This is a genomic window from Intrasporangium sp. (genome assembly GCF_030452765.1).
In the GTDB taxonomy this organism is placed as follows: domain Bacteria; phylum Actinomycetota; class Actinomycetes; order Actinomycetales; family Dermatophilaceae; genus Intrasporangium_A.
In genome coordinates this window covers 1-21,602 of record NZ_JAKDLO010000008.1, presented here as the reverse complement: position 1 = coordinate 21,602, position 21,602 = coordinate 1, and the positions used below count along the sequence as shown (strand labels likewise).

At 70.8% G+C, this 21,602-nt stretch carries 19 protein-coding genes and 4 tRNA genes; 17 read left to right on the top strand and 6 right to left on the bottom strand.

What is annotated here, in order from left to right:
- Positions 1-45: 45 nt before the first annotated feature.
- Complete coding sequence (locus L0H79_RS01980; protein ID WP_301482858.1) at positions 46-1,686, bottom strand: acyl-CoA dehydrogenase family protein; 1,641 nt, start codon at positions 1,684-1,686, stop codon at positions 46-48.
- Between the two features lie 71 nt (positions 1,687-1,757).
- Between L0H79_RS01980 and L0H79_RS01975 the strand changes: the two genes are divergently transcribed.
- The 5 genes from L0H79_RS01975 to L0H79_RS01955 all read left to right on the top strand — a co-directional run bounded on the left by L0H79_RS01975 (position 1,758) and on the right by L0H79_RS01955 (position 4,571).
- Positions 1,758-2,981 carry a 4-alpha-glucanotransferase gene (locus tag L0H79_RS01975; protein WP_301482857.1) on the top strand — a complete coding sequence of 408 codons (1,224 nt, stop codon included), beginning with the start codon at positions 1,758-1,760 and terminating at the stop codon, positions 2,979-2,981.
- Between the two features lie 88 nt (positions 2,982-3,069).
- On the top strand, positions 3,070-4,215 hold the full coding sequence (locus L0H79_RS01970) for a YihY/virulence factor BrkB family protein (RefSeq protein ID WP_301482856.1): 1,146 nt from the start codon (positions 3,070-3,072) through the stop codon (positions 4,213-4,215).
- Positions 4,216-4,317: 102 nt separating this feature from the next.
- Positions 4,318-4,390 (top strand) — tRNA-Gly (locus L0H79_RS01965).
- Between the two features lie 21 nt (positions 4,391-4,411).
- Positions 4,412-4,482, top strand: a tRNA-Cys gene (locus L0H79_RS01960).
- Positions 4,483-4,496: 14 nt separating this feature from the next.
- Positions 4,497-4,571: transfer RNA gene (locus L0H79_RS01955), tRNA-Val, on the top strand.
- A 26-nt stretch (positions 4,572-4,597) separates the two neighbouring features.
- Here the strand turns inward: L0H79_RS01955 and L0H79_RS01950 are convergent.
- Both L0H79_RS01950 and L0H79_RS01945 read right to left on the bottom strand, forming a co-directional pair.
- Complete coding sequence (locus L0H79_RS01950; RefSeq protein WP_301482855.1) at positions 4,598-5,833, bottom strand: type II toxin-antitoxin system HipA family toxin; 1,236 nt, start codon at positions 5,831-5,833, stop codon at positions 4,598-4,600.
- Positions 5,823-6,167, bottom strand: a complete 345-nt coding sequence (locus L0H79_RS01945) for a helix-turn-helix transcriptional regulator (RefSeq protein ID WP_301482854.1) — start codon at positions 6,165-6,167, stop codon at positions 5,823-5,825. Before L0H79_RS01945 ends, L0H79_RS01950 begins: the two co-directional genes overlap by 11 nt.
- 311 nt (positions 6,168-6,478) lie before the next feature.
- On the opposite strand from L0H79_RS01945, the gene efeU reads away from it, so the two are divergent.
- The 6 genes from efeU (at position 6,479) to L0H79_RS01915 (ending at position 13,544) form a co-directional block, all read left to right on the top strand.
- Positions 6,479-7,357: an iron uptake transporter permease EfeU gene (efeU, locus tag L0H79_RS01940; protein ID WP_301482853.1), complete on the top strand. Its 879-nt coding sequence runs from the start codon at positions 6,479-6,481 to the stop codon at positions 7,355-7,357.
- Between the two features lie 44 nt (positions 7,358-7,401).
- Positions 7,402-8,520 carry an iron uptake system protein EfeO gene (efeO, locus tag L0H79_RS01935; RefSeq protein WP_301482885.1) on the top strand — a complete coding sequence of 373 codons (1,119 nt, stop codon included), beginning with the start codon at positions 7,402-7,404 and terminating at the stop codon, positions 8,518-8,520.
- 78 nt (positions 8,521-8,598) lie between these two features.
- Positions 8,599-9,894, top strand: coding sequence for an iron uptake transporter deferrochelatase/peroxidase subunit (efeB, locus tag L0H79_RS01930; RefSeq protein ID WP_301482852.1), 1,296 nt, complete (start codon positions 8,599-8,601; stop codon positions 9,892-9,894).
- A gap of 80 nt (positions 9,895-9,974) precedes the next feature.
- On the top strand, positions 9,975-11,009 hold the full coding sequence (locus L0H79_RS01925; RefSeq protein WP_301482850.1) for a zinc-dependent alcohol dehydrogenase family protein: 1,035 nt from the start codon (positions 9,975-9,977) through the stop codon (positions 11,007-11,009).
- 246 nt (positions 11,010-11,255) lie between these two features.
- Entirely contained in the window at positions 11,256-12,713 is a 1,458-nt protein-coding gene (locus L0H79_RS01920) for a DEAD/DEAH box helicase (RefSeq protein WP_301482849.1), read from the top strand.
- Between the two features lie 105 nt (positions 12,714-12,818).
- Positions 12,819-13,544, top strand: a complete 726-nt coding sequence (locus L0H79_RS01915) for a VIT1/CCC1 transporter family protein (RefSeq protein WP_301482848.1) — start codon at positions 12,819-12,821, stop codon at positions 13,542-13,544.
- A 70-nt stretch (positions 13,545-13,614) separates the two neighbouring features.
- Here the strand turns inward: L0H79_RS01915 and L0H79_RS01910 are convergent, their stop codons facing one another.
- Positions 13,615-14,460: a class I SAM-dependent methyltransferase gene (locus tag L0H79_RS01910; RefSeq protein ID WP_301482847.1), complete on the bottom strand. Its 846-nt coding sequence runs from the start codon at positions 14,458-14,460 to the stop codon at positions 13,615-13,617.
- Positions 14,461-14,637: 177 nt separating this feature from the next.
- On the opposite strand from L0H79_RS01910, the gene L0H79_RS01905 reads away from it, so the two are divergent.
- Positions 14,638-15,312: a helix-turn-helix domain-containing protein gene (locus L0H79_RS01905; RefSeq protein ID WP_301482845.1), complete on the top strand. Its 675-nt coding sequence runs from the start codon at positions 14,638-14,640 to the stop codon at positions 15,310-15,312.
- Between the two features lie 36 nt (positions 15,313-15,348).
- Here L0H79_RS01905 and L0H79_RS01900 read toward each other — a convergent pair whose 3' ends face one another.
- Positions 15,349-16,563 carry an acetyl-CoA carboxylase biotin carboxylase subunit family protein gene (locus tag L0H79_RS01900; RefSeq protein ID WP_301482844.1) on the bottom strand — a complete coding sequence of 405 codons (1,215 nt, stop codon included), beginning with the start codon at positions 16,561-16,563 and terminating at the stop codon, positions 15,349-15,351.
- Positions 16,563-17,804 carry a hypothetical protein gene (locus L0H79_RS01895; protein ID WP_301482843.1) on the bottom strand — a complete coding sequence of 414 codons (1,242 nt, stop codon included), beginning with the start codon at positions 17,802-17,804 and terminating at the stop codon, positions 16,563-16,565. The genes L0H79_RS01900 and L0H79_RS01895 overlap by 1 nt, the downstream gene beginning before the upstream one ends.
- A 127-nt stretch (positions 17,805-17,931) precedes the next feature.
- On the opposite strand from L0H79_RS01895, the gene ligD reads away from it, so the two are divergent.
- From ligD to L0H79_RS01870, 5 genes are all read left to right on the top strand, one after another.
- Complete coding sequence (gene ligD / locus L0H79_RS01890; protein WP_301482842.1) at positions 17,932-18,894, top strand: non-homologous end-joining DNA ligase; 963 nt, start codon at positions 17,932-17,934, stop codon at positions 18,892-18,894.
- 5 nt (positions 18,895-18,899) lie between these two features.
- Positions 18,900-20,018 carry a chorismate-binding protein gene (locus tag L0H79_RS01885; RefSeq protein ID WP_301482841.1) on the top strand — a complete coding sequence of 373 codons (1,119 nt, stop codon included), beginning with the start codon at positions 18,900-18,902 and terminating at the stop codon, positions 20,016-20,018.
- Between the two features lie 25 nt (positions 20,019-20,043).
- Entirely contained in the window at positions 20,044-20,889 is an 846-nt protein-coding gene (locus L0H79_RS01880; RefSeq protein WP_301482840.1) for an aminotransferase class IV, read from the top strand.
- Positions 20,886-21,368, top strand: a complete 483-nt coding sequence (locus L0H79_RS01875) for a TIGR02611 family protein (RefSeq protein WP_301482839.1) — start codon at positions 20,886-20,888, stop codon at positions 21,366-21,368. The genes L0H79_RS01880 and L0H79_RS01875 overlap by 4 nt, the downstream gene beginning before the upstream one ends.
- A 93-nt stretch (positions 21,369-21,461) precedes the next feature.
- Positions 21,462-21,535: transfer RNA gene (locus tag L0H79_RS01870), tRNA-Val, on the top strand.
- The last annotated feature ends 67 nt before the right edge of the window (positions 21,536-21,602 follow it).

Genomic DNA, 21,602 nt, shown 5'->3' with positions numbered 1-21,602 from the left:
AGGACCGGGTACGGCGCGGTCAGCCGGCCCGGTCAGCCGGCCCGGTCAGCCGGCCCGGTCGATGACCGGGCCGACCGCGCCGGCAAGGTCTGCGGGCAGCGACCCGAAGGTGTCGCCCCAGCGCCGCGCAATGCGGCTGGCGAGGAACGCGTCGGCGACCGGGCCGGGGGAGTGCTCGACGAGCAGCGCCGCCTGTAGCGCCAGGGCGAGCCCCTCGACGACGGTGCGAGCGGTGAAGGCCGCTGACGGCGAGTCGGCCTCGAGCGAACCGGCTTGCAGCAGAACGGAGTCGGTGAACTCGTCGAGCTCGCGGCTGCGGCCCCGCACGACGTGCAGCTCCTTGGTCAGGGCCTGCAGGCTCCCCGGCTCACGGGTGACCGCCCGGACGACGTCGAGGGCGTTGACGTTGCCGGAGCCCTCCCAGATCGAGTTGAGCGGGGCCTCGCGGTAGAGCCGGGCGAGCCCGTTCTCCTCGACGTACCCGTTGCCGCCGAGGCACTCGAGTGCTTCGGCGACCATCGGCGCGGCCCGCTTGCACACCCAGAACTTGCCGACCGCCACGCCGAGCCGCACGAGGTCGGTCTCGCCGTTGTCGACGGCGTGGGCCAACCGCAGCCCGAGCACGGTCGCCGCCTCGGCCTCGAGGGCGAGATCGGCCAGCACGTTGCGCATGAGCGGCTGGTCGACGAGGGTCGCACCGAAGGCCTGCCGATGGCGTGCATGGTGCAGGGCCCGGGACAGCGCGTCGCGCATGGTCGCGGTCGAGCCGAGGATGCAGTCCAGCCGGGTCGCCCCGACCATGTCGATGATGGTCCGCACGCCGCGCCCCTCCGGGCCGAGCCGGCTGCTCCACGTCCCGTCGAACTCGACCTCGCTCGAGGCGTTGGAATGGTTGCCGAGCTTGTCCTTGAGCCGCTGGATGGCGAAGTAGTTGCGGGTGCCGTCGTCCAGAGCCCGTGGGACGACGAAGCAGGTGAGCCCCCCGGGTGCCTGGGCGAGGACGAGGAAGACGTCGCTCATCGGCGCGGAGCAGAACCACTTGTGCCCGCGCAGCAGGTACGTGTCGCCGAGCAACGGGCCACCGTCGGCCGGTATGGCTTCGGTCGTGTTGGCGCGGACGTCGCTGCCACCCTGCTTCTCGGTCATGCCCATGCCGGAGATCGCCCCGGCCTTGTCGGCGACCGGCCGGATCCCGAAGTCGTACTCGCGGCTCGCGAGCTTCGGCAGCCAGCCCGACGCGAACAGCGGGTCGTGTCGCAGCGCCGACCCAGCGGCATACGTCATCGAGATGGGGCACCCGTGGCCCGCCTCGACGCGCGACCACATGAGGAAGCCCGCGGCGCGGCGCACGTGGGCTCGGCTACCTGCCGGGCTCGTCCAGGGTTCGGCGGCGAGGCCGGCGCCCACCGCCCGGGTCATCAGCCAGTGCCACGAGGGGTGGAACTCGACCTCGTCGATCCGGTTGCCGCGCGCGTCGTGGGTGTGCAGGATCGGCGGGTTGGCGTCGGCGAGCCGGCCGTGCTCGAGCGCCTCGGCCGTGCCGCCGAGCCGTCCCAGCTCGCGCAGGTCGGCGACGTCGCCCGGGTCGGCCCACCGGTCGACCGCCTCGGCCAAGGGGCGGTCCTGAGCCAGCAGGTGATGGCCCGCGAAGGGTGGGACCTGGTTGTCGACGACATGGGTGCGCACGACTCGAGCCTAGGGCGCGTCGTGCTGCCGGGTCGCCGGACGGGCGCATTCGTCATGAGAGTCTGGGCCCCGTGATCACCTCGCACGCCAGCGGCGTCCAGCTGCACCTGACCTCGCTTCCCGACGGACGGTTGGGGTCCTCGGCGCGTCAGTTCGTCGACTGGCTGCAGGCGGCGGGGCAGTCCGTGTGGCAGGTGCTGCCCCTGTCGGTGCCGGATGCGGCGGGCTCTCCGTACAAGTCCCCGTCCGCGTTCGCGGCGTCACCGGAGCTGCTCGAGCACCCCGACGCCCAGGTGTCCCCGGAGGAGCTTGCCGCCTTCAGCGAGGCGGAGTCGTACTGGGTCGGCTCGTGGGCGGCATATGGGGGTGAGGTGACCGACCAGGTGAGGTTCTCGCGCGAGTGGGCCGACCTGCGCGCCTACGCCCGCGCCAGGGGGGTGCGCATCATGGGCGACATCCCGATCTATGTCGCGCCGAAGGGGGCCGACGTCTGCGCCTGGCCGAGCATGTTCCGGGACGACGCGGTCGCCGGATGCCCGCCCGACGCGTACGCCGCGACCGGCCAGCTGTGGGGTAACCCGGTCTACCGGTGGGACGTCATCGCGGCCGACGGCTACGCCTGGTGGGTCGAGCGGCTACGGCGCTCGTTCGAGCTGTTCGACTACGTACGCCTCGACCACTTCCGCGGCTTCGTCGACTACTGGGAGATCCCCGCGCATGCCGAGACCGCGATGGAGGGCCACTGGGAGCGCGGGCCCGGGCGGGCGCTGTTCGACGCGGCCCGGGCGGAGCTGGGCACGCTGCCCATCCTCGCGGAGGACCTCGGCGACATCGACGCCGCGGTCATCGACCTGCGGCGCGAGCTCGGTCTGCCGGGGATGGCGGTGCTGCAGTTCGGGTTCGACCCGGCCGACGCCGCCAACACGCATCACCCCGACCACCTCCGGACCGACCAGGTCGTCTACACCGGCACCCATGACAACGACACGGTCATCGGCTGGTGGGCCACTCTTCCGGATGTGCCGCGCGACATGGTGCGCGCCGCGACGCGGGCGACGCGGGTCAGCGCGGACGTCGACGACGAGCCGTCCTGGGCGCTCATCGAGCTCGCGCTGGCTTCGCCGTGCGAGCTGGCCATGATGCAGGCCCAGGACGTGCTGGCGCTGGGCTCCGAGGCCCGGATGAACACGCCGGGGATCGAGGGCGGCTGGGGCTGGCAGATGGACCCGGGCGCCCTGACCGCCGCCCACGCGCAACGGCTGCGAGGACTGACCGAGCGGGCCCGCCGCTGCTGACCCGCCGGGGCGTGGTGGGCCGGCGATCGGCCGGAGACACGGGTGGGGTCGCCGGTACCAGGCCCGGACCCGGATAGCCTCAGCGGTGATGGAGGTCAAGAGGCGGATCCACCGGGTCCTCGTTCACGTGCCGGGGGCGGTGCGTACCGTCCGTCTCACCCTCGAGACGATCCGGGTCTGCCTGCGCTACCGGGTGACCGGCCTCGCGTCAGAGGCAGCCTTCTTCATGCTCCTGTCACTCCCGCCCCTCGTGCTGGGGCTGTTCGGTGGGGTCGGCTATGTCGGTTCGATGCTCGGACCCGACACCGTCGACCGGGTGCTCGACGTGATCAGCACGTATGCCGCGCAGTTCCTCTCGCAGGAGACGGTGGACCAGCTGCTCCTGCCGACGGTCGACGACGTCCTGCGGCGCGGTCGTGCCGACCTCATCTCGGTCGGCTTCGTGCTCTCGCTCTGGTCGGGGTCGCGCTCGCTCAACGTCTTCGTCGACACGATCTCGATCATGTACGGCCAGAGCGGCGTCCGCGGGATCATCGGCACCCGGGTGCTGTCCCTGTCGCTCTACTCGGTCGGGATGGTCGTCGCCGTCATCGTCATGCCGCTCGTGCTGCTCGGCCCGGAGCTCATCGGGACCTGGCTGCCCCCGCAGTTCGAGGTGCTGATGATCGCCTACTGGCCGCTCGTCCTGGTCCTCAGCATCGCGACCCTGACGACGATCTACCACATCTCGACACCCCGGCGCGCCCCGTGGTGGCGCAACCTGCCCGGTGCGCTGCTCGCCTTCGCGATCTGGGTCGTGGCCTCCGTCGTCGTGCGGATCTCGCTCGAGGCCTCGCTCGGGGGGACCTCGATCTACGGACCACTCAGTACGCCCATCGTGCTGCTCATCTGGCTCTACGTGCTGGCCATCGCGATCCTCATCGGGGCAGCGCTCAACGCCGCCACACGGGTGCTGTGGCCGGTGACCCTGCACCAGGGGGCCGGCCGCCGGATGGTCGCCTGGGCCAGGAACGGCGCCGGGAACCTCTTCTCGCGGGGGGGCGAGGGCGAGCAGGGCGAGGGCGGACCGAGTCACGCGGGGCGGCCCGAAGGGGAGGCCGCCGGCTTCGTCTCGCCGGCCGACGCGCAGGAGCAGCGAGCCCTGGAGCAGCAGTACGAGCATCGCGAACGTTCGGCGCTGGCCGAGGCCATCGAGCGTGAGCTGAAGCGCGGGCTCGGCTCTGACAAGGACTGATTCGGCCCTCGGGCGTGTCTTGGCGGCTGGTTTTGTGGATCACGGACCGATCCGCTACTGTCTACCAAGCACCGAGCGGGGAGTGACACGTCTGGTGTTCGTGCGGACATAGCTCAGTTGGTAGAGCGCAACCTTGCCAAGGTTGAGGTCGCCGGTTCGAGCCCGGTTGTCCGCTCGGAGGGCAGCTTGCCTTCACGGTGGAGTGGCCGAGAGGCGAGGCAGCGGCCTGCAAAGCCGCGTACACGGGTTCAAATCCCGTCTCCACCTCGGAGCATCATCCCGGGCGATTGGCGCAGTGGTAGCGCGCTTCCTTGACACGGAAGAGGTCACTGGTTCAAACCCAGTATCGCCCACCATAACGCTTGACCTGTGCCCGTTCAGTTCAGTCGTAGAACGTCGAACGATTGAGAATGGACCGCTTCCAGAGCGTGTGGCGGTCAGCCTCGCTCAGACCGGCAGCGTCGGCGGCCTCGCGCCAGGTGCCTTCGATCGTCGCGACGATGCGGTCGACGACCTCCTGGGCGTCGGGTCGGGACAGTCCGTAGTCGGCGGCGGCGGCCACACAGACCGAGAACTGGCTGGTTCGGCTGCCGTCCCGACCGATTGACATGGCTTGAGCCGAGGTGTCGGTCGAGCGGATCTGCGGGGTCAGGTCAAAGGCAGACGTCAGGTCGAGGTACTCCCCATCCCAGAACGCTGCATGGTTGCGCGCGTGGTCGTCGTTGTTGCCGATCGCGACGTTGAAGACGACTCGCTCGAACAGCCGGCGGCCGACGTCTCTGGGGGCCCGCCCCAGCTCACGCAGGACGTCCAGCATCTCGGGATACGACCCGTAGCGTGCACCGAGGAGTGCGTCGAGTCCAAGCATCGCCAGACCTGAGACGACGTGGCGGCGTCGGCCGCCGGGAGTGCGGTCGAACCGCTCGATGAGCAGCACGTCACGACCCATCGACCGGATGACCCGGGCATCGGGTACGTCAAGTCCGCAGTAGCGCGCGAGCTCGATGGCAACCGCCTCCGCCCTGATGATCGGGTGCACGTCGGCGGAGACGGACAGCTTGGCGATGTACTCGGTGCCCGAGTCATCGGTGACGAGAACCTTCGGGTGTGCTCCACCGACGGCGGTCCCGTTCAGGAGGGCGTCGCCGATGGCGGGACTCAAGGGCTCGCCCGCCAAGACCTTCTCGGCGGCGTTGTACAGCTCGTCAAGGCCGGCGGTGTTCAACCTTGGGCGATACTCCTGGGCGCTCTGCTGGAAGTCGATGGCGCCCAGCCGGTTCGAGCCGGACTCCAGCATGTAGGTCTCGATACTGAGCTCACGGTCTCCCGAGCCCAGGCGGTTGCCGATCACGCGCTCACCCCAGGAGTCGGGGGTTGCGTCCTTGAGGCAGGCAGCGATGGCGAGACCCCCGAGTGGCTCCTGGGCTCCGCGTCGCAACGGCAGCTCGGTGGTGTAGAGACTGACCGCGTTCTGGTTGTCGAGGTAGGACCGGGCATAGGTGAAATCCAGACGGTTTGCTCCGACCCGGTCGACGGCCCCCGCCACGACCGGCGTCGCCTCGCCTGGCAGCCACGTCCAGACGAAGACGCGCCGTGCTCGGTACGGGTCAGAAGTCATCGTCGGGTTCAGACTTCCTCCTGGGCTTGCCCACCCTAGTGGGCAGCAACGCCAATCGGTCTCGTCCCTCGCGACGCAGACGGGCAAGCGCCGCATGGTCTTCAGCGCCGAACAGGGGGACCCCCACGATGTCGGCAGCGTTGAACACGTTGCCGAGGGAGACGCCCGGATCCCCCGCCTCGATCGCGGCGACCGTACGGCGGTCCACCCCGATTCGCTCAGCCAGCTCGACCGCCGTCCATGTGCGGGCAATCCGGGCGGCCTTGATCTGCTGGCCGAGCACCGCGGCGGCGTCGGCGGCGCCGCGGCGGGCCGAAACCCGGATCCTGGCCACGTAGGCTCCTTACTTAGTACTCAATATACTATTAAGCACATAGTAACGTACATGGTCAAGGCGACAATCATGACCCCATTCCCCTGACCGTGCGCCGGGTATGCAAACCCGGAGGATCCAACCACGAGGGCGATCCTCTCAGTGTGTCGGAGGGCGGGATCGCGCTCGACCGGTTCGGCACCATCCCTCGGGTCCACCCCATGGCGCGCCCGCGTTGTTAGGTAAGGCAAGCCTATGCCAGACTGCGGCCCTGGGTACTTCCCGACGGTCGTCCCCGAGGCGACCAGATTGCGAGCGGACGGGGATCAGGCGTGTTCGGCAACTATCTCGTGGGGCTTCGTGAAGGTCTCGAGGCCTCCCTCGTCGTCGTCATCCTCGTGGCCTACCTGGTCAAGTCCGGTCGGCGGCACCTGCTGCCGCGCATCTGGGGCGGGGTGGCCCTGGCGATCATCGTCTCGCTCGGGTTCGGCGCTCTGCTGACCTACGGTCCGCGCGGGCTGACCTTCGAGGCCCAGGAGGCGATCGGCGGGTCACTGTCGATCATCGCGGTGGGGTTCGTGACGTGGATGGTCTTCTGGATGGCCCGGTCGGCTCGGACCATGTCCGGCGAGCTGCGCGGCAAGATCGACCAAGCCGCCGACGGGAGCTGGATGGCGCTCGTGGTCGTGGCCCTGCTGGCCGTGGGGCGCGAGGGTCTCGAGACCGCCCTTTTCCTCTGGGCCGCGACACAGGCCGCGGCGAGCGGTACGGGGTCGACCGTTGCCCCGCTCATCGGTGCCGGGCTCGGCATCCTGACCGCCGTCGTCACCGGCCTCCTCATCTACCGGGGCGCGCTCCGGCTCAACCTGGGCAGGTTCTTCGCCTGGACCGGAGGGTTCCTGATCCTCGTCGCGGCCGGGGTGCTGTCATACGGCGTCCACGACCTGCAGGAGGCCGGCATCCTGCCCGGCCTGAACAACATCGCGTTCGACGTCAGCGACACCATCGCGCCGACCTCCTGGCTCGGCACGCTCCTGAAGGGCACGCTCAACTTCTCGCCGGTCACGACCTGGCTCGAGGCGCTCGTCTGGGTCCTCTACGTCGTGCCGGTCATGTTCTTGTTCATCCGCACGATCCGACGCACGGCCCCGCCGCGCACCTCCTCGAACCCGTCACAGCACGCCCCGACCTCGCAAGGAGCCTCCGCGTGAAGCGCCGACTCGCCGTCTACCCGCTCGCCCTGGCGCTGCCGCTCATGGCGGCCTGCACGACGAACGACCCCAGCTCGGACACGTCCGGCACCGCCACGCCACGCTCCCTGGCCGTGACCTCGACCGACGACAGGTGCGACGTGTCGGCGCAGCAGGCGCCCTCGGGCAACCTCGTCTTCACGGTCAAGAACGACGGCAGCAAGGTCACCGAGTTCTACCTGCTCGGTCAGGACGGGCTGCGGATCGTCGGCGAGGTCGAGAACATCGGTCCCGGCCTGACCCGGGACCTGGTCGTGCAGGCCGCGGCCGGTACGTACTTCACCGCATGCAAGCCGGGCATGGTGGGCGACGGCATCCGCAGCTCGTTCACCGTCACCGACTCCGGTGAGCCGGTGGCCGCCAGCGGCAAGGAGGCCGAGCTGGTGGCCACCGCGAACACGCAGTACGCCGGCTACGTCAAGGACCAGAGCGACCAGCTGCTGGCCAAGACCGAGCAGTTCGTCTCCGACTACAAGACCGGCAAGGACGACGCTGCCCGTGCCCTGTACGCGGACGCGCGGGTCCACTGGGAGCGGATCGAGCCGGTGGCCGAGTCGTTCGGTGACCTCGACCCCCGGATGGACCTGCGTGAGGCCGACCTGCAGGCGGGGGAGAGGTGGACCGGCTGGCACCGCGTCGAGAAGGACCTGTGGCCGCCCAAGAGCGGCTACCACCCGATGAGCCGGACCGAGCGGAGCGCCGTGGCCGACCAGCTGCTGGCCGACACCAAGGAGCTGCACCAGCGCACCCGCACCATGACCTTCACTGCCGACCAGATCGGCAACGGCGCCAAGGAGCTGCTCGACGAGGTCGCCACAGGCAAGGTCACCGGCGAGGAGGAAGCCTGGTCACACACCGACCTGTGGGACTTCCAGGCCAACGTCGACGGCGCTCGCGTCGCCTGGGAGGGGCTGCGCCCGGTGCTCCAGCAGAAGGACCCCGACCTCGACGCGAAGCTCGAGGAGCGCTTCGCCGCCCTGCAGAAGCTGTTGGACGCCCACCGCGAGGGCACGGGGTTCGTCCTCTACACGAGCCTGAGCACCGACCAGGTGCGCACCCTCTCCGATGCCGTCAACGCCCTGTCCGAGCCGTTGTCCCAGCTCACCGCAGCGGTCGTGCTCTGAAAGGTGCCGGACGGTCGCAGCCGACCCGGCGTGTCCCGACCCCGATCCCGACCCGATCCTGACCCCGAAGGAGGTTCAATGCCCGAGACACCTGAGCAGCCCGACCGCAAGGGAGCGCTCTCGCGCCGCCGGCTCCTCGGGGTGGCCGGGGCGGGCACCGCCATCGGCGCGGCCGGCTTCGTGGGCGGACTCGGCGCGAGCTGGGCCGCGACCGGGCCGACACCCGACGATGCCTCGCAACCCCAGTCCCACCCGTTCCACGGTGAGCACCAGGCGGGCATCGTGACCGCCGCCCAGGACCGGCTGCACTTCGCCGCGTTCGACCTCACCTCCGACTCGCGGGACGACCTGGTGGCCCTGCTCAAGGCCTGGACCGCGGCCGCCGCCCGGATGACCGCGGGGGAGCCCGTCGGCGAGCGTGCCCAGCCCTACGACGCACCCCCCGACGACACCGGCGAGGCGCTGGGCCTGACCGCGTCGCGGCTGACCCTGACCTTCGGCTTCGGCCCGAGCCTGTTCCGGGACGCGCACGGCGCCGACCGGTTCGGCATCGCCGATCGTCAGCCGAAGGCACTGCGCCGCCTGCCGCACTTCCCGGCGGACAACCTGGTCGCCGCGCGCAGCGACGGCGACCTGTGCATCCAGGCCTGCGCAGACGACCCGCAGGTCGCCGTCCACGCCGTGCGCAACCTCGCCCGGATCGCCTTCGGCACCGCGGCGATCCGCTGGGCCCAGCTCGGCTTCGGCCGCACCTCGTCCACCTCGCAGAGCCAGCAGACCCCCCGCAACCTGTTCGGCTTCAAGGACGGCACCGCCAACCTCAAGGTCGAGGACACCGCCGACATCGACCGGTTCGTCTGGGTCGGCGACGGGGACGACCCCGCGTCCGACTGGATGACGGCAGGGTCCTACCTCGTGGCCCGCCGGATCAGCATGACGATCGAGACCTGGGACCGCACCTCCCTGCGCGAGCAGGAGGGCATCGTGGGCCGCGACCGGCAGCACGGCGCCCCGCTGTCGGGCGGCACCGAGTTCACCGAGCCGGACTTCTCCGTCACCGGTCGCGGCGGCAAGCCGCTCATCCCGGTGGACAGCCACGTGCGTCTGGCCCACCCGAGCCACAACGACGGTGTCCAGATCCTGCGTCGGGGCTACAACTTCACCGACGGCAACGACGGTTTGGGCCGGTTGGACGCCGGGCTGTTCTTCATCGCCTACGTGCGCGACCCCGCCACCCAGTACATCCCGATGCAGAACAAGCTCTCCCGGGACGACGCGATGATGGAGTACCTGCAGCACACCGGGTCGGCCCTGTTCGCCGTGCCACCCGGGGTGCCTCAGGGCGGCTACCTCGGGGAAGCCCTGTTCACCTGACCGTCGCAACGAACCCCGTCGCCGGACCTCGTGACGACCGTCCATGGACACGGGTGTGCGAGAGGGTCGAGTCTGGAGCCATGGCACAACCGACCCTGCCCGAGACGATGCGCGCCTGGCAGACGGTCGGCACCGGCGCACCCGACCGGATCCGCCCGGTCACCCGCCCGGTGCCGTCCCCGGGGCCGGGTGAGGTGCTCGTCACGGTCGAGGCCTGCGGCATCTGTCGGACCGACCTGCACGTCACCGACGGGGACCTGCCGGAGCATCGGCCGCACGTCGTGCCCGGCCACGAGGTCGTCGGGACCGTTGCCCGGCAGGGCCCCGACACGTGGCGCTTCGCACCTGGTGACCGCGTCGGCATCGCGTGGCTGCGCAGCACCTGCGGTGCCTGCCGTTGGTGCCGGTCGGGCCGTGAGAACCTCTGTCCCGCAGCAGAGTTCACCGGATGGGACGAAGACGGCGGCTACGCCGAACACATGATCGTCCCCGAGGCGTACGCCCACCGGATTCCGCCCGAGCTGCCTGCCGAGCAGGCGGCGCCGCTGCTCTGCGCCGGCATCATCGGCTATCGTGCGCTGCGCCGCGCCGCCCTGCCGCCGGGTGGCCGGCTCGGGCTCTACGGCTTCGGCGCCAGCGCCCACCTGACCGCCCAGCTCGCCATCGCCCAAGGCGCCGAGGTGCATGTCCTGACCCGCGGCGCGCAGGCCCAGCGCCTCGCCCTCGAGCTTGGCGCGGCCTCGGTCGGTCCGGCGGACGCCATGCCGCCCGTCCCCCTGGACTCGTCGATCCTCTTCGCGCCCGCCGGTGAGCTCGTCCCCGTCGCCCTGGCCGGTCTCCAGCAGGGCGGCACCCTCGCGCTCGCCGGGATCCACGTCAGTGACATCCCGCCGCTGAGCTACCAGGCCCACCTCTTCCGGGAGCGGACCGTGACCTCGGTCACCGCCAACACCCGCCGCGACGCGGAGGAGTTCCTCGCCCTCGCCGCACGCCTGCACATCCGCGCCAGCGTCACGACCTATCCGTTCGAGGCCGCCGACGAGGCGCTCGACGACCTGGCGCACGGACGCTTTGCGGGGGTCGCCGTGCTCAGCCGCGCGGCCGCCGCACGGTGATCCGCCGGAGCGGCTGAGCGGCATACAGACGTCCCGGTATGCCGCGCACGGCCCGGCGTCCGCTGCATCCCGTCTGTCGGTTACCCTTGGTGCAGCGATCCGCACAGTTCTGCCTCGGGTCGCCTCTTCGTGGCGGGGCCCATTGCTCTCGCCAGTGTCGATTCGCTCTTGCGCCGCGACCCGTTCATCGCCGAACGCTCATCGCGCCGGGCAGAACGACCCTCTTTCCTCGTGGAGTAGCCACCTGTGTCCACTGACACCGCCACCTTCGCCCGCCTCGGCGTGCCCACCGTCCTCGTCGACATCCTGGCCGACCAGGGCATCACGACGCCGACCCCGATCCAGGCAGCCACGCTGCCCGACTCCCTCGCCGGCCGTGACGTGCTGGGGCGCGGACGGACCGGTTCGGGCAAGACGTACGCCTTCCTCCTACCCCTGCTGGCCCGGCTCGCCCAGTCGCCCGCGAAGCGCCGGCCACACCGGCCTCGGGCCCTCATCCTCGCTCCCACCCGCGAGCTCGTCGCCCAGATCGACGCCGCCATGGCGCCGCTCGCGACGCCGCTCGGGCTGCGGTCGCAGACGATCTTCGGCGGGGTCGGCCAGAGTCCGCAGGTGCAAGGCCTGCGTGCCGGCGTCGACGTGATCGTCGCCTGCCCCGGACGCCTCGAGGACCTCATGTCGCAGGGCCAGGTGTCCCTCGACGAGGTGCAGGTCACCGTGCTCGACGAGGCCGACCACATGGCCGACCTGGGCTTCCTGCCGGGGGTGCGCCGGATCATGGACAAGACCCCCCGCACCGGGCAGCGCCTGCTGTTCTCGGCGACCCTCGACGGTGCGATCGACGTCCTCGTCAAGCGCTTCCTCGCAAGGCCGGTCACCCACGAGGCAGACTCGGGGCAGTCACCCGTCTCGACGATGGACCACCATGTCCTGCACGTGACCTCGGACGGGCACCTGCCCGTCATCCTCGACCTGGCTGCTGCCCCCGGCCGCAAGGTCGTGTTCACCCGGACCAAGCACCGGGCCAAGAAGCTTGCCCGCCAGCTCAATGCCTCGGGTGTCCCGGCCGTCGAGCTGCACGGCAACCTCAGCCAGGGCGCCCGGACCCGCAACCTGGACGACTTCCACTCGGGTCGCGCCGACACACTCGTCGCCACCGACATCGCGGCGCGCGGCATCCATGTCGATGACGTCGCACTCGTGATCCACGCCGACCCGCCGGTCGAGCACAAGGCGTACCTGCACCGGTCCGGACGCACCGCTCGTGCCGGCGCCGACGGGACGGTGGTCACGATGATGCTCGACGAGCAGGTCCGTGACGTGCGCGACCTGACCCGCAGGGCCGGCATCAAGCCGACGACGACGCGGGTGCATCCCGGCCACCCGATCCTCGCCGAGCTGGCACCGGGGGAGCGGACCTATGCCGGCGGCCTCGTCCGGGAGCAGGCCACGACCCAGGACAAGCCTGCCGGCCGTGGCACGTCCCGGGCGGGATCTCCCCGGGGTCGGTCGCGCCATGGTGGCGGGAGCGGCAGTGGTTCAGGCCGCGCGCGGGGGGCCCGCTCTGGCAGCACGGGTGGCCGGCCGCGTGGATCCGGGCGACGGAACACGTCGTCGACGGTGTACTCGACCAGCTCGGGCGCCTCGGGCGGGCCGGCCTCGTTCGCACAGCGCAGCCAGGCGGGCAGTCGCCGGGCGCGCTGACGCCCGCGAGAGCCGACGGGGTGCGTGTCCCACCCGGTTGGTCGTCCACCCGAGGCTCTTGTGGCATTGTCGGCGCGGCGCGGGCGCATCCGCGAGAATGCGGCCATGGCGAGCGGGCAGCGGGAGGCTGACGTCGGGCCGGAACCGGGCCGTGGGCAGGCTCTGGCAAGGCGGTTCGGGCTGAGTCGGCTGCACGCTGCGGAGCGGGTCAGCGACCTGAACGACGGGATCATCGGTACGGCGGGGATCGTGGAGGGGTTCGCCGGCGCCGGGCTCGGCGGGATGGCAGTGGTCCTCGCTGCGGTGTCGGCGTTGATCGCCGGTTCCATCGCCGTGGGAGGCACCAAGTATGCGGAGGTCGCCGCCGAGCGCGAGGTGAAGGCCGCCCTGCTGACCGAGCTCGACCGCGTGCTGCAGCTCAGCCCACAGGAGGAGCTGGCCGAGCTCGCGGAGCTGTACGAGGCCAAAGGGCTCTCGGCCGGCCTTGCCGAGCAGGTGGCCGAGGAGCTCAGCGCACATGATGCGCTCAGCGCGCATGCGGAGGCGGAGTACGGCATCTCGTCGTACTCGCCGCGCCCGTCCGTCGCGGCCGTGGGCGCCGGTCTCGCCTTCATGCTCGGGGCTGCGTTGCCGCTCGGGATCGTCTGGGTCACGCCGCTCAGCCTGGACGGGCTGATCACCTACGCCGCCGTCCTGGTCTCGTTGAGCATCAGTGCGGTGGTGCTGACCCGGATCGGAGGCTCCAGCCTGTGGCACAACGTGCGTCGATCGGTGGCCATCGGCGTGCTCACCATGACGACTGCCTGGCTGGCCGGGCAGCTGTTCACGTAGCCGCTGGAGCTGGCTGAGCGGCATACCCATGAAGGTATGCCGCTCAGCGGGCGTGATGGTGCCCGCCGCGCTATGCCTTGTGCGCAGTGACGACCAGGTACTCCCAGCGCATCGTGCCGTTCGGGTCGAGACCGCGGTCGCCGAGTGCGGCGAGCTCGGCATCGAGCGAGGCGGCCCGGTCGGGAGAGTCGGACAACCCCCGGTAGGCCGCGATCGTCGGGCCGTAGTTGTCCTTGAAGTAGTCGCGGAACTCGGCACCGGTGTCGAAGTGGTCGACGACGATGTCCCGTCGCTCGAACGTGAGCCCGGTGACCCGGTCGCCGAACAGCTCGCGGACGTGGTCCTCGCTGCCCCACAGCGGGGCCGGCTGCGCGCCGGGTGGCGGGGGGGCGACATACGGCTTCATCGTCGCGAACATCTGCCCGATGAAGCCCTGCGGCGTCCAGCTCGCGATCGCGATCGTGCCGCCGGGCCGGGTGACGCGCAGGGTCTCGTCGGCGGCGCGCTGGTGGTGCGGCGCGAACATGATGCCGACGCTCGAGACGACCGCGTCGAACTGGCCGTCGGCGTACGGGAGGGCTTCGACGTCGGCCTCCTGCCACGTGAGGTTCGCCCCGGCAGCCTGGGCGGCCCAGCGACCTGCGGCGAGGAGGTCCGGGGTGAGGTCGCTGGCGATGACCTCGGCGCCGGCCAGCGCGGCGGGTACGGCGACGTTGCCCGAGCCGGCGGCGACATCGAGGACGCGGGTGCCCGGGCCGATCCCGGCGGCCGCGACGAGCACGGGTCCCATGCTCGGGATGATGTCGCTGGCGACGGCCGGGTAGTTGCCGAGCGCCCACATGCCGCGGTGCTTGGCCTTGAGCTCGCGGTCGGCGGCGGCCAGGTCATCGGTTGCGGTGGTGGCCTGTTGGGTCATGGTGCTCTCCTTGGGAGTGGTGGGATCCTTTGGTGATTCCCGGTGACCCAATCCTCGGCTCGCCGCCGGGAGCACCTCCAGTGCCGGTTGTGTAGCGCGGCCGGTATCGGTTCTGTACTGCAATCCTCTTGTCAGGGGCTCCCAGCGGGAGTTTCCTGAACGTGGGAGGTGGTGACGATGACGTCCTACGGCCAGTTCTGTCCTGTCGCCAAGGCGATGGAGGTGCTCGACGAGCGCTGGACCCTGCTCATCGTGCGAGAGATGCTGCTCGGCAGCACCCACTTCAACGAGCTGCGCCGCGGCGTGCCGAAGATGTCACCGGCCTTGCTCTCCAAGCGACTTCGCTCCTTGGAGCGCGCCGGCATCGTGCACCGGCAGGTCGACGCGTCGCGCACCGGCTACACGCTGACGAAGTCCGGCACCGACCTGCTCGATGTCGTCAACGCCCTCGGCCTGTGGGGGCTTCGGTGGATCCCCGAGCTCGGTGACGAGGACCTCGACCCGCACCTGCTGTTCTGGGACATCCAGCGCACCATCCCCGTCGACCGCTGGCCTCGGGAGCGGACGGTCGTCGCGTTCGAGTTCCCGGACGTGCCGGTGCGCAGCTCGCGTTGGTGGCTGGTCGTGACCGGCGAGGACGTGGACGTGTGCGACGCGGATCCGGGATACGAGGTCACCGCCACAGCCCGTATGCCGCTGCGCCTGCTCGCGCGGATCTGGCGCGGTGAGGAGCGGTGGCACAGCGCCGAGGGCCGGGGCGACCTGGTCGTCGCGGGCTCGTCCCCCGCGCGGCGCGGACTGCCCGAGTGGATCGGGCAGTCCGCCATGGCGACCCTGGCAGCGGCTCGCTGAGTCTTGGCGCGCCCGAGGCGGCGCCTCGGGCCCGTGCTACTCCGCGTAGAGCTGCAGGTCGGTGCCGAAACGGTCGCACATCTCCACGGTCGTGTCGAGATCCGGGTGGCGCACGATGACCATGCCGTCCGAGAGCAGCGTGGCGCGCCAGTCCCGCCGGTGCGCCCCGATGGGCAGCAGGTCGACGACGCAGACGTGCGGGCCGTAGCGGGCCAGCAGGGACTCCAGCCCCTCGATGCGGGTGATCCGGCCTGAGCCCTGGGCCCGCTTGAACAGGGTGGCCGCGTTGTAGCGGCGCTCGATCTGCTGGCGCACCTGACCATGGACCACGGCCTGGGCCCAGGCGAGGAAGAAGTCGGCGTCCGTCGCGTAGTTCATGATGTCGACGCTGCGCGCGCCGGGCGCCCTCGCACCGATCTCGCCGAACACGGCTTCACCGTCGGACTTGAGATACCACTCCATGTGCGTGAAGCCGGTCTGGAAACCGAGGGCCGAGAGCACCTTGGCCCCCATCTCGCGACCCGGCAGGAGGCTCGGCTGATGCGTGTCGCGCAGGGCGAGTGTCACCGGGGTGATCCATTCGTGGCTGCGCCCCTGCAGTGGTCGCGGCCGGTACCAGGAGATGTTGTCGACGAGGACCTCACCGCCGGCGCAGATCGTGTCGTAGGTGAACTCCTCGGCCTCGATGAACTCCTCGACGCTGACCCGGCGGACGTGCCGGATTGCGGGCAGCACGTGGCCGAGGTCGTCGAAGGAGTCGACCCGGTAGGTGTCGGCCGACCCGGCCCCGGCGATCGGCTTGACGACCAGCGGGAAGCCGATGCGCTCGGCTGCCTCCCACACCTCGGCCACGGTGCGTGCCTTGGCGTGCCGCGGGGTGCGGATCCCGGCGGCATCCAGGACCTGCTTCATGACCTCCTTGTCCCGGAAAGGGATCGTCTGCTCGACGGTCATCCCCGGCACTCCGAACGCTTCACGGATGCGCGCGGCCAGGAGCATGTACGGCTCCCACAGGCACTCGACCCGGTCGAAGGAGACGTGTCGGGCCAGTCCTTGCAGGGCCGCGAGCACCGAGCCCTCGTCCGCCAGTGAGACCCGTTCGTAGTGCGTGAGGCCCGCGCGGGGCGCACGCGGGCGCGAGTCGCCACCCTGGTCGCCGACGCCGATGACGGTCGCGCCGGTCTGGGCCAGGGCCCGGGTGAAGTAGCCCATCTCCGGCGGGTAACCGGGCGAGATCATGACGATGTTCACTACTGCTCCTCGGCAAGCTCGACCCGGACCGTGCTCAGGATGCGCGCGAGGGCCTCACGCACGACGCGCGTCTCGGGGTGGCGCACGATGATGAAGCCCTCTCCCTCGTACGACGACGATGCTGGCTGCCCCGGCTGCGGCAGCCGGGACTCGACGACGAGGTCACCGATCTCGCGTTGCAGCTGCTCGATACCGTGCACCGCCCGGACCCGCCCCCGGCCTTGCCCACGCAGGTAGACCGTCCCTGCGGCGTAGTCCCGCCGCAGCGGGGTGAAGGAGTCGAGCAGCACGAGCTCGGTCCAGACCCGATAGAAGTCGACGCCGTGCGCGTAGCCGATCATCGAGGTGATCTGGGCGCCGGGCGGTCTGGCCGCCACCTCGGAGACGGCTACCGACCCGTCCGGCCGGCGGAACCACTCCATGTGCGTCAAGGCATCGCGCACGCCGAGAGCGCGCAGCGCGGCCGGACCGACCCGGCCGATCTCGCCGTACTCGGGCGTGTCTATCTCGCGCGGCAGCAGCACGCTCCACTGGATCCATGGGTTGCGAAGCACGGTCAGGGGCGGCGGGAGGTAGTCGGAGATCGACCAGAAGATGGTCTGGCCGTTCAGGGTGATGCTGTCGAAGCTGTGCTCGTCGCCGACGAGGAACTCCTCGAGCAGGCCGGGCGCAGCACCATGTGGCGGGTCGACGGCAAGCCAGCTGCGCAGGTCGTCGGGGCCATCGAGCCGGTAGGTCGCCCGAGCCCCGGCACCGGCGGGCGGCTTGAGCACGAGCGGGAACCCCACCTCTTCGGCGAAGTCCATCGCCGCCTCCGGCGAGGCGACGAGGCGATGGCGCGCGCACGGGATCCCGGCGTTGCGAAGCACCGTCTTCATCCTGGCCTTGTCCCGCACGTTGAGGGCGGTCTCGTGGTCCATCCCGGGGATGCCCAGCGCCTCGCGGACCTGCCCGACGGGCACCTGCAGCTCCTCGAGCGCCGCGACGAGCCGCTCGACCCGCCCGAGCTGCCCGCTCAGCCCGCGGACCGCGTCGAGGATCTGTTGGGCATCGAGGGCGTCGTCGATGCGCCAGTGCGCCGCGACGTGCTCCTTGAGCACAGGCGGTAGCCGGTCCACCGGGTCGCAGGTGACCAGCCCGAGGCGCACACCCGGCAGTTGAGCAGCCGTGGCCACGAAACGCGTGGTGGCCTCCAGCAGGTATGGCGCGACGAACGCTGCCGTGATCGGCTTCCCGCTCATGGCCAGACCTTAGCGGCCCGGCGGGGGAGTGCGCGCCCCGGAACGCCGCCGGGTTTCGCGGCGACGACCGGCCCAGCATCACCACCCGCTCGGTCTGATCGTCCGATCCGTGTGGTGCAATCGGAGCATGGCCGCCGCGAGCAGGACCCCCGCGATCGAGCTCGACGTCGACGGCTACGACGTGCGCCTCACGAACCCCGACCGTGTCTACTTCTCCGAGCGGGGCGAGACCAAGCGAGACCTGGCCGACTACTACCTCGCCGTCGGGGACGGGATCGTCCGGGCGCTGCGCGACCGACCCTGCATGCTGCACCGGTTCCCGAAGGGCGTCGACGGCGAGAAGGTCCACCAGAAGCGGCTGCCTGCCGGCGCCCCGCCGTGGGTCGAGACGGTCCGGCTCCACTTCCCGCGCTACGGGCTGCACGCCGACGAGCTGTGCGTCACCAAGCTCGCCGACGTCATCTGGGCGGTGCAGATGTCGACGGTCGAGTTCCACCCGTGGAACTCGCGTCGGCCCGAGCCGGAGCTGCCCGACGAGTGGCGAATCGACCTCGACCCGATGCCGCAGTGCTCGTTCTCCACTGTGCGCCGGGCCGCCCACGTCTCACACGAGGTCCTGGACGAGCTCGGTGCCGTCGGCTGGCCCAAGACCTCCGGGGGCCGGGGCATGCACGTCTATGTCCGGATCAGTCAGGAGCACGGCTTCAAGGTGGTGCGCCGGGCCGCTCTGGCGTTCGCCCGTGAGGTCGAGCGCCGCCTGCCAGATGAGGTCACCACGACGTGGTGGCGCAAGGACCGTGCCCCGACCGACCTGTTCGTCGACTACAACCAGAACGCGCGCGACCACACGATGGCGGCGGCCTACAGCGTCCGCGGCAACGCTCGCGGGACGGTCTCGGCCCCCGTCGCCTGGGACGAGGTCGACGACGTGGAGCCGGACGACTTCACGATCGCGACGATGCCCGAGCGGTTCGCCCGGCTCGGCGACCTGCACGCGGGGATCGACGAGGCGGCCTTCGACATCGCCCCGCTGATCGAGTGGGCCGACCGCGACGAGCGAGATGGGCAGACCGAGCCGGACGACCAATGACCCGTATGCCGCCCACTCGCCTCCGCAGGGCCGGTGCGGCCCCGCCCGGCGACCTCCCGGAGGACCGGGTCGACCACGCCCGCTTCCGGGGCCGGTCGGCCCGCGGCGTGCTCGAGGTGCGCACTGGCCCCGACGCCCTCGAGGCGGTCGAGAAGGAGGGGTTCTGGGCGGTCGTGGCGAGCTTCGAGGGAGCGGTGGTGGCGGTGCGGTACGCCGAGGTGGCCTCGGCGTCGCCGCCGCAGTCGACGCGCCAACGAGTGCCACCGGACCTGCACCGCACTGACTGGGCGCCGCTGACCGGGCGGTGGCACACGAGCCTGGGGCGAGCGGCATACGTCACGGCTGTGGGGGAGGTGCGCGAGCGGATCGCCGCGGGCACGGTCTACCAGGTCAACGTCTGCCGAGTGCTCTCGCACCGGATCGACCACGACGCCGATCTCGACGCGCTCGATCTGCTGGTGCGCCAAGGAAACCCGTCTCCGTACGGCGCACGGGTGCGCTGTGCGGCGGCCGGGCTCGACGTCGTCAGCGCATCGCCCGAGCTGTTCCTGGCCCGTCGGGGCGACCGCCTCGAGACCCGCCCGATCAAGGGCACTGCGGTCATCCCTGACGACCTGCTGGACAAGGACCACGCCGAGAACGTCATGATCGTCGACCTCATGCGCAACGACCTGTGCCGCGTGTGCCGGCCCGGCAGCGTCTCGGTCGAGGCCCTGTGCGCCGTCGAGCAGCATCCGGGTCTGGTCCACCTCGTGTCGAGGGTGTGCGGGCGGCTGCGCCCTGGCACATCGTGGGCTGACATCGTCGCCGCGACCTTTCCGCCGGGGTCCGTGTCCGGGGCGCCCAAGTCGAGTGCCCTTGCCGCGATCCGTGACCTCGAGCCGACCCCCCGTGGACCCTACTGCGGAGCGATCGGCTGGATCGACGCCGAGCGAGGTGAGGCGGAACTCGCGGTGGGGATCCGGACGTTCTGGGCAGAGGATGGTCGAGACGGTCGGCGGTGGCTGCGTTTCGGCACCGGTGCCGGGATCACGTGGCACTCCGACCCGCAGCGGGAGTGGCGCGAGACCCAGCTCAAGGCGGGTCGACTCGTCGGACTGGCATCGGGCAGGGTGTCCGGGTGACGTGGGCAGCGAGAGGAGTGGACGGATGAGCGGTGGGATCAGGGTCTGGGTGAACGGCCGGCTCGTGGAGCCGGACGCGCCGGTCCTGTCCGCGCTCGACCATGGGGTCACCGTGGGCGACGGCGTGTTCGAGACGGTGAAGGTCGAGCAGGGGAAGGCCTTCGCGCTACGTCGGCACCATGCCCGGCTGCGCCGCTCGGCGGCCGGGCTCGGCCTCCCGGACGTCGACCTGGACCTGCTGGGCGAGGGGATCGCGGCGGTCCTCGACGGCCACGAGCTCGACTTCGGGCGGCTGCGCTACAGCGTGACCGGCGGTCCGGGGCCACTCGGATCCGACCGGCTGGCAGCCCAGCCCACCTACATCGTGCTGGCCGGACCGCAGCCCCGCCCGCCCGGCTCGGGCGCGCTCGTGCTCGTGCCATGGACCCGTAACGAGCGGTCCGCCGTCGCCGGGCTCAAGACGACCTCGTATGCCGAGAACGTCGTCGCGCTCGCCTACGCCAAGCAGCGCGGTGGCATCGAGGCCGTCTTCGCCAACACCCGGGGCGAGCTGTGCGAATGCACCGGCAGCAACATCTTCGTCGTGCGCGACGGCGTGGTGCTGACGCCACCGGCGCAGTCCGGCCCGCTTCTCGGCATCACGCGCGAGCTGACGATCGAGTGGGCGGGTCAGAGCGGCATACCGGCGCAGGAGACCGCACTGCCACTCAGCGTCCTGGGCGACGCGGACGAGGTCTTCATCACGAGCACGACCAAGGACATCCTGCCCGTACACGCTGTCGACGGCCGGGCGCTGCCGAGTGAGCGGCCCGTCACGACCCGGCTGCAGCAGATCTTCCGCGCCAACGCCGCGCGAGACCTCGACCCGTGAGCGAGAAGAGGTCCTCGGCAGGGTCGAAGCGACCCGACGGCGTGGACTACTCCGACGAGAACATCACCCTCGACGCCCATGAGGACCGGTGGGCCTGGCGAGCCAGGCTACGCCGCAACCGGGCCACGCATCTTGCCTGGCGGTCCGTCGTCGGCATCGTGGGCGGCCTCGTCACGGTCGCCGGCCTCGTCATGGTCCCGGCGCCCGGGCCCGGCTGGCTCATTGTCTTCTTCGGCCTGATGATCCTGGCCAGCGAGTTCGAGTTCGCCCAGCGGATCCTCATGTTCGCCCGGCGCCAGGTGGGCCGGTGGAACGACTGGGTCATGGCACAGCCGGTCTGGGTGCGCGGGCTCGTCGCGTTCGCGACGCTGCTGCTCGTGCTGGCGATCTTCTGGGGACTCTTCGCGCTCACCGGGGTGCCGGGCTTCCTGCCGGGCTGGATGGCCGACCCCCTGCGGCAGGTGCCGGGCGTCGCCTGAGCTGGCCGGGCGGGGTCCGGCCGGTGGGCGGATTACCAGCGGACGCGGGTCATTGGATAGTGTTCCCCCGTCGCCCCACAAGGGCGACATCCTGGACGTGTAGCTCAGTTGGTTAGAGCGTTCGCTTCACACGCGAGAGGCCAGGGGTTCGAGTCCCTTCACGTCCACGCAAGCCGCGCGTTCCGCCAGATTGAGCCGATCCCTCGAACTAGACTATTGCCTGGGTGGGAGGTC